General features: G+C 46.9%; 11 protein-coding genes. 3 read left to right on the forward strand and 8 right to left on the reverse strand.

Features of this window, described 5'->3' with window-relative positions:
• Positions 1-93: 93 nt before the first annotated feature.
• The 7 genes from FE296_RS24510 to FE296_RS24540 all read right to left on the reverse strand — a co-directional run bounded on the left by FE296_RS24510 (position 94) and on the right by FE296_RS24540 (position 6,084).
• A complete protein-coding gene (locus FE296_RS24510; RefSeq protein WP_411860600.1) occupies positions 94-1,053 on the reverse strand; it encodes a hypothetical protein in 960 nt (319 codons plus the stop codon).
• 121 nt (positions 1,054-1,174) lie between these two features.
• A complete protein-coding gene (locus tag FE296_RS24515) occupies positions 1,175-1,810 on the reverse strand; it encodes a VOC family protein (RefSeq protein WP_167483750.1) in 636 nt (211 codons plus the stop codon).
• Positions 1,807-2,292 carry a VOC family protein gene (locus FE296_RS24520; protein ID WP_223869017.1) on the reverse strand — a complete coding sequence of 162 codons (486 nt, stop codon included), beginning with the start codon at positions 2,290-2,292 and terminating at the stop codon, positions 1,807-1,809. Before FE296_RS24520 ends, FE296_RS24515 begins: the two co-directional genes overlap by 4 nt.
• An 18-nt stretch (positions 2,293-2,310) precedes the next feature.
• Positions 2,311-2,886: an NADPH-dependent FMN reductase gene (locus FE296_RS24525; RefSeq protein ID WP_150366643.1), complete on the reverse strand. Its 576-nt coding sequence runs from the start codon at positions 2,884-2,886 to the stop codon at positions 2,311-2,313.
• A 194-nt stretch (positions 2,887-3,080) separates the two neighbouring features.
• Positions 3,081-3,815: a response regulator gene (locus FE296_RS24530; RefSeq protein ID WP_124117089.1), complete on the reverse strand. Its 735-nt coding sequence runs from the start codon at positions 3,813-3,815 to the stop codon at positions 3,081-3,083.
• An 18-nt stretch (positions 3,816-3,833) separates the two neighbouring features.
• Positions 3,834-5,546 carry a GAF domain-containing sensor histidine kinase gene (locus tag FE296_RS24535; protein WP_223869018.1) on the reverse strand — a complete coding sequence of 571 codons (1,713 nt, stop codon included), beginning with the start codon at positions 5,544-5,546 and terminating at the stop codon, positions 3,834-3,836.
• Between the two features lie 55 nt (positions 5,547-5,601).
• Positions 5,602-6,084 carry an ArpU family phage packaging/lysis transcriptional regulator gene (locus FE296_RS24540; RefSeq protein WP_017690187.1) on the reverse strand — a complete coding sequence of 161 codons (483 nt, stop codon included), beginning with the start codon at positions 6,082-6,084 and terminating at the stop codon, positions 5,602-5,604.
• Between the two features lie 747 nt (positions 6,085-6,831).
• Between FE296_RS24540 and FE296_RS24545 the strand changes: the two genes are divergently transcribed.
• The 3 genes from FE296_RS24545 (at position 6,832) to FE296_RS24555 (ending at position 9,697) form a co-directional block, all read left to right on the forward strand.
• Complete coding sequence (locus FE296_RS24545) at positions 6,832-7,275, forward strand: helix-turn-helix domain-containing protein (RefSeq protein WP_124117090.1); 444 nt, start codon at positions 6,832-6,834, stop codon at positions 7,273-7,275.
• Between the two features lie 33 nt (positions 7,276-7,308).
• On the forward strand, positions 7,309-7,725 hold the full coding sequence (locus FE296_RS24550; protein WP_017690190.1) for an ImmA/IrrE family metallo-endopeptidase: 417 nt from the start codon (positions 7,309-7,311) through the stop codon (positions 7,723-7,725).
• Positions 7,726-7,897: 172 nt separating this feature from the next.
• A complete protein-coding gene (locus FE296_RS24555) occupies positions 7,898-9,697 on the forward strand; it encodes a 5'-nucleotidase C-terminal domain-containing protein (RefSeq protein ID WP_150366645.1) in 1,800 nt (599 codons plus the stop codon).
• Positions 9,698-10,525: 828 nt separating this feature from the next.
• Here the strand turns inward: FE296_RS24555 and FE296_RS24560 are convergent.
• Positions 10,526-12,310 (reverse strand): proline--tRNA ligase, encoded by a 1,785-nt coding sequence (locus FE296_RS24560; protein WP_124117092.1) that lies wholly within the window; start codon positions 12,308-12,310, stop codon positions 10,526-10,528.
• Positions 12,311-12,475: the final 165 nt, after the last annotated feature.

The following is a 12,475-nucleotide window of genomic DNA, read 5'->3' on the forward strand; positions in this document are numbered from 1 at the left end:
CAGGTACAGGAGCCCACAATTCGGTAGACCAGAATAATGCCTAGAAGGGGTGTCCGTCATGACGGACACCCCTTCTGAAATGTATGTTTTATCTCACGCGATGATATAACGAAAGTTCTCCCATGTTTCCGGCACAGGCTCCCCGTTCTTCGCATGATGATAGAAGCTGAACGGGAATTTGAACACATGACCTCCGTACCAGTCACTGGAACGTCTATCGGTGAGCCAGTATTCCAGTTCATGGGGCAGCGCCACCGACCTTTCCGCTCGTGCTAGTGGCAGCAGATCTACAGGGGATTGCAATGTTGGCATCTCCTGTTCGCTGTTCACATCTCGGCTTAAGCGTAGCGCCTTTACCATGGTAAGGAAAGGCGGAATGCCTTTGTGAAATAATGCCGGGTAACCCAATTCATATAATATGTTAAGCGCATGTCCGTAGGTGAGCATATGACCAATCAGATCATGATGAGCTTCCGCATGATAGATAGTCTGGAACGCACCAAGCTCATCCAGAATCAGACGTGACAACTGCGTTGGATCTTCGATCTCAGGGAAACCATCGCTCTTTTCCGGCTTCAGACTGCGAATTTCTTTCATCGTTGTATTCATCCAGGATCTTCCCGGGATGGTTCGATCGAATGAATCGATCAGTTCAACCAGCCGACCAATATCCTCTGCAGTACCCCATCCATCCAGTTCACGAATGGCTTTCAGGCTGATTGCCCCGTAGATGGCCTGGTGTCCAACCCAGTGCAGCTCTCCAATCGTTCGATCCAATGCGTCCGTAATACGCGCTTCGGCATCTTCCATGGGCATCATTTCACCAACCGGAGAGGTCTGACCAGGGCTGATTCCATGCTGGCGAAGCATGGCTTTTGCTTCGGCGGTAACACTGCCGGCGGCAAGGGCAGTGAGACGATTTTCGCGTACCCAAAAATATGCCGCAATCGCACCTGCTCCATAATGGGCGTGCCACAGATCTCCTGTACGTTCCCGACTGGAAACAATAATTGCAAGTCCTTCTTCCAATAAGCGTCGATCCAAGCTTGCCACCACCCTTCATAATATATAAGCCCATTACACGAACTACCTTGGAATGAATAGATAAAGCGTTTACTTCTATAACATGACGGAAATGCTCCACATATGCCCGTTCTGCCCCAGATTGCAAAGTTTAGCCGATTCGAAACCTGCCCACGTCACGAATGGACACTTCCAGCGGATAGATCTGTGCTTTTTGTGTAGAGAAAAACCACGTCCGTTCCTTCTTGACCACAATAAACAGACCATGCACATCCCCAACAGGGGCAAAGGTATCACTAACCTCACCCCAGCGCTCGAGTCCAATTCGCTGAAGTTCATTCACCGTAGACAGAACATCCTCCGTCACCAGTCCAACCTCACACACCTGTAATATATCTTGAGTCGAGAAGTCATGGTCACTCTCGTTCTGAATACGATGATGAGCAATCAGCTCGATAATATTGCCTGCCGGATCTTCAAAATAGAGAGAGTGAGAGTTCCAATTAGTAGAGTACGTCTCATCCCGATCTCCTTCTCTGCTTAAAACAACACGTGATGCAGCCCACTGCTTCGCTTCCTTGAACCGATTCGTCGGAATCAACCAGGCCACATGATAGAAGGGCTCACGATCTGTTTCACCCTGTTTGAAAATCATATTCGTCCTTCCAACCTGCAGGTTGAAGGTCTGATCCGTCTCACCGGACACCTCCATTCCCAACGTATCGCGATAAAAATGCTTGAGGTCCTCCAGTCGTGCTGTATATAACTGTAATTCTTCGATCATCATACGGTCTTCTCCTGCATCTCCTCCCACTGACTCCATGGCACCATGCCAAGCTCAGGCTTTGCTTCATCCGGGAGCATCGCGATGAATTCAAGCGAATGACCATCCGGATCGGTAAAATACACAGATACCGCAGGCATCCAGCCGAAGACATACAGTTCACCGATATCATCATCCAGGAAGTTGTGTGTCTTAATCCCTTTCTTCTCCAAGTGAGCCACCGCATGCTTCATATCCTCCAAGGATACTTGAAAAGCAAAGTGCTGACGCCGCACTTCGGAAGGTTCCTTTTGCCACAATCCCAGCATGGCATTGCCTTTTCCCCCAATCCAGTAGAAGGAATTACCGCGTTCTGTCTGCCCGTAGGCATGGGGTAAACCAAGGACCACTTCATAGAAGTGATGGGATCTCTCCAGATCCGTCACGTTCAAATGTGTTTCAAATATGCCTGTAATCATCATGCTCAACCTCTTTTCCTTTTCCATTTTCATCTTCGTTTGTTCTCAACTCATGGTTGAGTTCCGCGCACTCGTTAACGTCTGAGCCAGATTCAAAAACGATCCAATGACCCGCTGAATCCGGTCCTCTATATCCTGGCTGCCTTCGTACTCTTCATATCCGTCAAATGTCGCTTCGAATCGTCTGCGCTGTGCACCACCAATGGAAATCCACTCCTGTGCATTGATGCCATGCAGATTGCGAACAATCGCTTGCAGTTGTAAAAGCGAACTTACCCCTACCGCTCCACCAGAGGAGCTAATCGACAGGACGGGCTTGCCACTGAAATGAGCCTGGCTCAGGTGATCCAGTGCATTTTTAAGCACACCGCTAATACTGCCATGATACTCTGGTGTCGACAGGATGATGGCATCTGCCGCGAGCATACGTGTATTCAGGTCTGCCAGATGTTCATGGTCTGCTTGTTTCTCATCTGGTGCGTAGAATGGAAGTGGCATCTGATACAGATCAAACAGGCTGGCCTGATGTCCCTGTCCACGAATAATCTCCGCAGCATACTCTCCCAGACGTGTACTGGTTGCATTGTTCCGATTACTGCCTGCCAAAATAACAATATTCATTCATGTCACTCTCCTTGGTTTTTTTATTAGTTTCAGACTTTCACTTTCCTTCAACCGATCCGTCTTTGGCTATCTTTATCTTACCTTTCTTTGGCAGCCAATTCGTCAGCAGATAGACTTAACTTGAAAGACCAAAAAACTCAACCTTTAGGTTGAGTTTATACGACTTAAGTATGAACATATGTCGGAATTGGTCAGACGACCCAGCCATTTCTTACGGCATGAAGAGCCGCTTGTGTCCGATCCGCCAGTCCGAGTTTGTCGAGCAGATGACTGACATGGGTTTTGACCGTTTTTTCGGTGATGACCAATTGGACTGCAATTTCCTTGTTGCTCAATCCTTGAGCAATCAGCCCCAATACCTCTTGTTCACGGCGAGTGAGCATATCTGGACCACCAGGGGATGTTTCATTTGATTTTCCAACCTGCTTCAGCTCTTGAAGTTGACTGTCTGCTGACTGATCTGCCGTTATATGCTGTGGTTGCTGTTCATTTATAGACCAATCGGATGAAGCCATCACATGCATCAATTGACCTGCTGCCGCGGGATGCAATTCTACCTGACCTGCATGCACATTGCGAATGGCCACAGCCAGATCCTCCGGTTCAATATCCTTCAGCAGATACCCTTTCACTCCTGCACGTACAGCAGGAACCACATGATCCTGATCCGAAAACGATGTGAGCACAATGATTCGCGTTGCTGGCATTAATGCACGCAATCGCCTTGCTGTTTCAATTCCGTCCATGACCGGCATATGCAGATCCATTAATACCACGTCAGGTTTTAACGCTTCCGCCTGCGCCAGTGCTTCCTGCCCGTTCGATGCTTCACCAACAACCTCCATGTCTTGCTGTGTGGTCAAAAAAACGTGCAAACCTCTTCTGACCATCGCATGATCATCTGCGAGCAAAATCGTAATCGGCATCTCTTCTTCCCCCTGACTTTATACAGATTCGAACGGAAGTGGAATGACTGCCGTTACTGTTGTTCCCTTGCGGGAAGAACTCACTATTTCTAAGCTGCCCCCGAGCGATTGAGCCCGTTCCTTCATAATGGACAGGCCAAGGGAGCTTCCAGGCAACACTTTTGGCCTGTTCGCACCACCTTTTCCCTGATCTGTGACGGTGAACACCACTTCATGATCACTTAACTTGAGGGTGACATCAGCAGAAGGAACATCCGCGTGTTTCCGTACATTATTCAGTGCTTCCTGTCCGATTCGCCACAATGCTTCTTCTATATTACGCGGTAAAGACCGCATTCCCGTCCGATTCAATACCACTTGAAGACCCTGGCGGATGCCGTATTCCTGTAGCGCATGGAGCAGCCCTGCTTCCAGTCCCGCGGGACGGAGCTGCATAATCAATGCGCGCATTTCCTTGAGAGCCTCCTGAGATAAAGCCCGAATATCCTTCATCGCTTCCGCTGCCGGGTGCAATTGCTCAGAACCGGATAACATACTTTCCGCGCCTTTAGCAGTTAACGATAGTGAAAATAAAATCTGATTAACCGAATCATGCAGATCCCGAGCCAAACGGTTTCTCTCTTCCATTCGTGCAAGTTCGCGGCGATTCTCCGCCAGCTTCAGACTCTCCCATGAGGCAGCAATATGTTCGGCCAATGCCTCCAGCACTTCACGGTCCGCCTGCACAGGACCTGATGTCCCTATTCCGATCACCAGAATTCCCATTTCCCCTGGCGTATGGTATGGAAGGGGAGCAGCAATTCCCGAGACAATGGAATTCATAACTTGTTCAGACTTGCACAAGTTAAATATCTCAGCGATCTCTGTCCCAGACAGAGATGTAGCACGATGACTTTTAATTACATGGTTAATGTGGCCCGTCACTTCTGAAGATAACGGAGTACTTGATAACGTTCGAACCTTATCATCCGCATAGGCTGCCTGCAAGACGAACATTCCGTTTTTCTGCTGAATAATTGTAGCAAAAGGCCAATCATAATGCTGCCCAAGCAGCTGTACAACTTTTAAAGAAAAAGCATCAGAATTGCTGCATTCGTTCACTGCAAGACCCAAGGCCGTGCTGAACTCCCCCAGCTTGGCATACAGATCAGCTCGTCGCTGCTCCGTGCGATACAATCTCATCCGCTCTACCGCACTACCAATCTGGTACGCCACGCCCTGTAACAGCGCCAGTTCACTGTCGCTGAAATGTTCCTTGGCTGGCGCAGCCACGTTGAGCAGGCCGAGCATCTTCTCACCTGACCTTAACGGGACAGTTGCATGATGGGTAATATCATGGGTATCTCCCCATTGGAATTCCACCGCATCCTCCAACCGTTTACAGTTAATGATGTTGACCGCATGATTGAGTTGACCATCCTTAAAGCGGTTCACACACCAGCAGGTACCCGTTCGCATGGGCTCCTTATCTTTACGCAGTAATGCCGGGGGCAGATTGTAATCCGAAACACAGGTATATTCTCCACGTTCATTAATCAGAAACATCCAGCCTGCCGTTAATCCGGTCAACTCCAGTAATTTGCCGACCACGGTATCCAGCATTAAGTTCAGATCATTGGACGTATTGAGCGTTTCCGCGATTGTCTTCAACGTGACCATTTCCTGCATTCCGACTTCTTCCGACATGGCAGACTTCTCTCCTTTGGTTGATGCCAACTGTGGTTTGTTCAACTATTGTAACCAATCCATCCTGGATATTAAAGGATCAACTTCTTACTCGTTTCACTCAGCCCAGCTTCTGACGCTCTTTGCGGGACACAGACAAAGGCTCCATATTAATCAGACCTCTGTCTGACAGAGCCAGTGCCATTTTATAGAAAGCACGTGTACGAATCTTCGTGTACGTATCCTTGCTGACAGGCGGATCAAACACATGGTTATACACTTTATAGTCAAACACATCATCGTCTTTCAGATATCGTTCACAGACGAGTACACGTTCCTTTTCACTCAACCGGGACACAACAAAATCAATCGTATCGCAATATGCCTGACGCGCGCGCTGCACGTCCACATTGTAGATCGCCGTTCTCGCCGTGGAATCCCCCGTCACATTGGTTGCACCGTGGAAACGCTCGGCATAACTTGCTGTCACCATAACCTCTCGTTCTTCAAATGCAATCGTTTTATAGATTCGGTATTTTTCCAGCGCAGCTTCAACAGCTGTTTGTGTTTTGCGTCGGTCCAATTCGGGCAGCATCAATTCCATATTTATCTTCCTCCTTTAGTGTTCTTTACTCCATTCATATCTCTCACTCTATCGTTCACGTCATGTTGTTTTGCCATCGTACTTTGCACGATGGTAAAACACTCTTATTCATAGAGTTGTCCAGTTTCCTAAATAAATAACGACATGTCTCCAATTTCCCACTGTTGCCTTTTGGAATCACTCCAAATCGGTATAATCCGGGGAATTTCCTTCTTCAAGGGTCATTTTTTAACTCCAACCTGTGACAATGTTACATTTTGTTCGCATAGTGTTCGTATTTCTATTTGAGGATACCACTTTCTGGAGATCGGAGTAAACCTTCATTTTGGTTCGTTTTGACGATAAAATAAAACCTTCGCTCTCATTTCCTATGCCTTTTGGCATAATTGTTTCATATCTCTTTACCTAATGGTATATATACGTTATAGTACTGTTTAATTAATGAACTTCCGTATAAGTCATTTGATTTTTATAAAGAAGCCACCGAGATTTTCTCGGGAATGGACTTAGGTGTGAATCACGCGCATACATAGTGAAGGAGACGGAATCGATTTTGAAGAAGCAAAGCGTTCGCCTTTATCAACGGATTTCACCCTTTAGGAAAGGGAAACAGGAAATCCGGGGATAACAGCGATCAAAAGAACGATCCGAATCCGGAACGGCGCATAGAACGCACATCTACCTCCCCCACATCCAACTGTCTTCTTTATAATTCAAGCACTTGTACGAATCAAAGGAGTTGGCATAATTGTGGAGCACGCTTTTGGTCCTTATATGAAACAACTGCGCGAGCAACAGGGATACAGCATCAATCAGCTCGCCGAAGCAGCCGGAATAAGCAATTCGCAGATTTCACGTATTGAAAATGGGGTCCGGGGTGTGCCAAAACCAGCGACCATCCGCAAGATTTCAGACGCACTCTCGGTGCCCTATACAGAGATGATGAAACAGGCTGGCTATATTGAACCAGGGAGTTCCACTGAACTTCAGGATGTACCGGAATGGGCTACATACAAAGACCGTCGTGATTTCAAAAAGATGCTGGAGGACGATGATGATCTGATGTTTGACGGCATTCCACTCGATGAAGAGGACAAGAAACGAATCAAGGATGTGCTGACAGGTCTGTTCTGGGAAGCCAAACATATGAACAAACGCAAAAAGACAGACGAATCGGACAATCGCCCATGAGGCTGAATTTAATGAGGCAGCAGGTGAGATCATATGGATGACATCGTAACAAAGCTGATTCGAAAACACCGGACCAACTGCCCGTTCAGCATTGCCCGTGCGGTTGGAATACAGATTCGTTTCACCAATTTGGGGAAGTCCACCAAAGGACTGTACTTTCGGAAGCTCCGGCGCAGGTTTATCGTCATACACAATGATTTGCCGCCGGAATGGCAGCGGTTCGTATGCGCCCATGAGCTTGGACACGACCGGCTTCATAAAGGGATTAATCGATTCTTTCTGGAGGAACACTCCTATTTTGCTCCAGGCAAGCTAGAAAGACAGGCCAATCGTTTTGCCATTCAATTGCTAACCTCTGGAGTGATGCCTGAACCGGATGAATCTTTGGAGAAATTTTGTTTACGAACCGGACTGCCGCGTGAAGCGCAGCATTTTTTTTACACTCTTTAAGAACGTACGTTCTTTCCAAAGATTATATTTTCCAGCAGCAGATTTACATGTCACTTTCAGGTTACTTATTTTTACGTAATTCGCGAGATTTCCTAATAATAGTCTGTTAAAATACTATTTGAGCTGTGTAAACGCTCAAGTAGATTATTATTATGGGAGGTTTCGGATTCATATGAAAATCTGGAAGAATTACGTTTCACTTCTGCTAACGGTCTGTTTGCTGTTTAGCAGTGTAGGTATTGCCGCGGCTGCAACGGATACCACTCCGGGCACAGGCAAACACATTACCATTCTACATACGAATGATACGCATGCCCGTGCAGTTGAATCTTCACCTGCTATGGGTTTTGCCAAAGTAGCTGGAATCGCTGACAAATATCGTAGCGACAACCCGAACACACTCCTGCTTGATGCTGGAGATGCTGTACATGGTACAACTTTTGCCACTCTCGTGAATGGTGAAAGCATTGTGAAACTCATGAATGAAATGGGATACCAAGCCATCGTACCGGGTAACCACGAATTCAACTATGGTTCGGATCGCTTGATCGAACTGGCAGACATGATGAACTTCCCCATGCTGAGTGCCAACGTGAAGAAAAAAGACGGAACACGTCTCTTCGATCCTTACCTCATTAAAGAGGTGGATGGCGTGAAGATTGGTATCATCGCTTTGACTACACCGGAAACGTTGTATAAAACAAATCCGAAAAACGTAGAAGGTCTTGATATTACAGATCCATCTGCGGAAGCCAAAGTTCTGGTAAACGAAATCCGCAGCAAAGTAGATGTTGTTGTTGTATTGGGACACCTTGGACAAGACGCATCCAGCACGGATACTAGTTTAAAAGTAGTTAAAGAAGTGCCTGGCATCGATGTATTCATTGATGGTCACAGCCACACCATACTGCAGGACGGTCTTGTGTCCGATAACGGAACATTGATCGCAAGTGCAGGAGAATACACTAACTACGTAGGTGTCATTGATCTGTGGGTAGACGGTGGTAAAGTAACGAAGAAACAAGCAACATTAATTGATGAAACTGAAGCAAAAGACATCAAACCGAATGAGAAAGTCGCGGCTCTCGTGAACTCCATTCAAAAAGAACAAGAGCCTATTTTGAAAGAAGAAGTAGCCAATACAGCCATTTTGCTGGATGGCAAACGTGAACAGGTACGTGCAGGTGAAACCAACCTGGGTGACCTGCTTGCAGATGCAATTCGTGATGTCAGCAACGCTGATATCGCACTGACTAACGGTGGTGGTATCCGTGCTTCCATTGAAAAAGGTATCGTAACCAAAGGTGATGTTATCACTGTGCTTCCATTTGGTAATCAAGTGGTAACCCTTGAAGTGAAAGGGTCCGATATTCTGGCAGCCCTTGAAGTCGGTGTAGCTTCCTACCCGGAACCAAGCGGTGGATTCCCGCAAGTATCTGGTATCAAGTTCAAAATCGACACTTCCGCTGCTGAAGGTAGCCGTGTACATTCCGTAACCGTGGGCGATAAAGCCCTTGATCCGGAAGCAACGTATACACTGGCAACCAATGATTTCACAGCTGTTGGTGGTGACGAATACACCATGTTTGCCAAATATCCAACTACGGGTATGTATGGCGCGCTGGACGAAGCATTGATCAATTACATGCAGAAGCTTGGCGCTGTAGACATCAAAACAGATGGTCGGATCAGTGAAGCGAAAAAACCTGCAGTAGAGCCGGAAACTCCGGCAACAGAAACACCAGCTCCAACCAAGCCAAAACCAGAAACACCAAAACCGGAAAAACCGTCTAAACCGACGCCAAGCAAACCTGCTCCAGCCAAACTGCATGTTGTGAAATCCGGAGATTCCCTGTACTCTATCTCCAAACAATACGGCACAACTTGGCAGGCATTGCAAAAGCTGAACAATATCAAAAATCCACACTGGATCTATCCGGGTCAACAATTGAAATTGCCTGCAGCTTCTTAAGCTAAGCAAAGCAAAGTGCATATAGGCATGACCGCTTATAGTGCATCAACATACGGATCTATCTTGTCATAACAAAAAGGGTGTCCCTCAGGCCAGATTACTGGTTAAGGGGACACCCTTTTGTATCTCCGTTCTTAAACATCAAACCACATCAGATACTTGGACATTTCCTGTGGACATATCCTGCTGATTCTGACAATCATCTGAGGCAAAAATAAATCCCAGTCAGGCCTTTACGGACCAACTTTATCATGTGCCTTCGACACCGAACTATATAAAAACTCTCCGGAATGACCGTGTTCATGCGGTTATTGTACATTTAATTTCGACATCTCTATCTTCTCAAAATTGCATACTTGCACATAAATTCGCCTGCATATGATCATCTTTAATTCCTTAATCATAAAATCATTTGTATACTAAATACATATGTCCAAATATAGTTATTTCGTATGATATCACTCATAAAACCCTACCAAATTGCATGCCTTTAGCCCTCTTTTTCATGCCCACATTGGAATTTCAGCAATCAAAATCAGCTACCGCATCATATTCGGTACTATTATATGAACTCATATAATTAACGAATCCCCTTGATCTATATAAGTTGAACTAAAGATATGTTCACACATACACTCCAATGACAGAATAACCTTCCAATCGCTGTTATCCCCAGATTTTTTTGATTCCCTTTTCTCAAGGGAAAAATCCGGTGATAGCGTATGCTTCCGATGCAACTTTCTTTCAGAAAGCTTTTAGGCGAAAGCTTCGCTTTTTCAAATTTTTTCTGTCCTCTCCGTCTCTGTGTAAATGATTAGTTCAACTTATTTAGAAAGTGAGCTGTTCCTTCACATAAAGCACAGCTTCCTGTGCCGCCAAACCGATTCGTTTCGATTCACCTGATGCTGCAAGTGCGTGTGATCCCAGTTCGACCTGTCCTTCTGCTGCTCCTCGGCCAATAACGATCTGCACAGGCAATCCGATCAGCTCCGCATCCTTGAATTTCACACCCGGACGTTCATCTCGGTCATCAACCAATACCGTGTAACCGCCATCGATCAATTGTTGTTCCAGTTCGAGAGTGAGCTGACGCTGCTGCTCATCCTTCCAACTTACTGTAATCAGATGCACATCATAAGGCGCAACAGCGGCAGGCCATCTTATGCCTTCATCTCCTGCATATTGTTCAGCTATCGCAGCCATCAGGCGGGATACGCCAATGCCGTAACACCCCATGACTGGCGCGCATTGGCGACCATTACGATCCAGAAATGAAGCACCCATGGCATCACTATATTTCGTTCCCAATTTGAAAATATGTCCAACCTCGATACCTTTGGTAAACACAAGTGGTGATCCACATGTTGGACAAGCATCCCCTTCCGCAGCAAAACGGATTCGTTCTACTCGCTCCAATGCAAAATCAATGCCTGGGCGTACGCCGGAAACATGCACATCTACTTCATTGGCTCCTGTAATTGCACTCTTCATCACAGCCACGTCAGCGTCCACCACCATCGGCAGATTTAGTCCAATCGGACCCAGGAATCCTACCTTCAGATTTGGATGTGCCGCAATGGCTGCATCGTCTGCAAGGATCAGTTCCTCTGCCCCCAACACCTGCTTCAATGCGATGTCATTCAGTTCATGATCTCCACGCACAAGCGCAGCGACGAGCTGACCATCCGCCACATAAAGCAGCGTTTTGATCATATGTTCAGCCCCTTCGCCAACAAAGGAACTTAACTCTGCGATCGTACGAACGCCAGGTGTGGAGATGCGTACTACCTTTTCCGCTCCTGAATGTTCATCCGTTTGAAGCGCGGAGTCTGCACTCGCAGAGTCGGCTGGAACTTCCAAACTTCCTTCTTTTTTCTCAATATCTCCAGAAGTCTGATAATCTGCTTTCTCCAGATTTGCAGCATATCCACAATGTTTGCAGGTTACAATTGTGTCCTCACCCACATCAGCAAGAGCCATGAACTCATGTGTTTCCCCTTGACCGCCAATCGTTCCTGCGTCAGCCTCAACACGGATATAGTCCAGACCACAACGCTCCAGAATGCGACTATACGCCGTGTTCATCGCCTGATAAGTCCGATCAAGCTCTTCCCAGTCCGAAGCAAAAGAGTACGCATCCTTCATGATGAACTCACGTCCACGCAGCAATCCAAATCGAGGACGGCGCTCATCCCGGAACTTGGTTCCGATCTGGTACAGGGTGAATGGCAGCTTACGATACGAACTCACCTCGTCCCGCGCTAAAGCGGTTACGACTTCCTCATGTGTTGGTCCAAGAGCAAATTCCCGTGCATGACGATCCTTCAGACGCATCAATTCAGGACCATACTGTGTGTATCTTCCGGATTCTTCCCACAACTCCGCAGGCTGCATAATCGGCAACAACACCTCCTGACACCCGGCACGATCCATCTCTTCTCGAACAATCCGTTCAACATTTAACAATATACGCCGTCCGAGGGGCAGATAACTGTAAATTCCCGCAGCAAGTTGGCGAATCATACCGGAACGCAGTAACCAGCGATGTCCCGCTGCATCTGCCTCCGCTGGCGCTTCACGTAATGTTGGGATAAGCATTTCACTTTGACGCATCATAACACACTCCTAATCTTCCTTTTTGTTATCAAATACGGCGCATAAACAGCAAAAAGACACATCCGTCAAGGGACGAATGTGTCGTGGTACCACCCTTATTTAACTGCAAATTAATCCGTTCGCAACCTATGCGATCTGTAACATGCAGTCCTACGGGGCATA

The organism is Paenibacillus sp. UASWS1643 (genome assembly GCF_008693195.1).
GTDB lineage: Bacteria > Bacillota > Bacilli > Paenibacillales > Paenibacillaceae > Paenibacillus > Paenibacillus amylolyticus_B.

What these genes read in the sequence shown, in the direction of transcription:
- FE296_RS24515 (WP_167483750.1), bottom strand. Translation starts at nt 1,810, where the DNA reads ATGATGATCGAAGAATTACAGTTATATACAGCACGACTGGAGGACCTC.
- FE296_RS24520 (WP_223869017.1), bottom strand. Translation starts at nt 2,292, where the DNA reads ATGGAAAAGGAAAAGAGGTTGAGCATGATGATTACAGGCATATTTGAA.
- FE296_RS24525 (WP_150366643.1), bottom strand. Translation starts at nt 2,886, where the DNA reads ATGAATATTGTTATTTTGGCAGGCAGTAATCGGAACAATGCAACCAGT.
- FE296_RS24530 (WP_124117089.1), bottom strand. Translation starts at nt 3,815, where the DNA reads ATGCCGATTACGATTTTGCTCGCAGATGATCATGCGATGGTCAGAAGA.
- FE296_RS24540 (WP_017690187.1), bottom strand. Translation starts at nt 6,084, where the DNA reads ATGGAATTGATGCTGCCCGAATTGGACCGACGCAAAACACAAACAGCT.
- FE296_RS24550 (WP_017690190.1), top strand. Translation starts at nt 7,309, where the DNA reads ATGGATGACATCGTAACAAAGCTGATTCGAAAACACCGGACCAACTGC.
- FE296_RS24555 (WP_150366645.1), top strand. Translation starts at nt 7,898, where the DNA reads ATGAAAATCTGGAAGAATTACGTTTCACTTCTGCTAACGGTCTGTTTG.
- FE296_RS24560 (WP_124117092.1), bottom strand. Translation starts at nt 12,310, where the DNA reads ATGCGTCAAAGTGAAATGCTTATCCCAACATTACGTGAAGCGCCAGCG.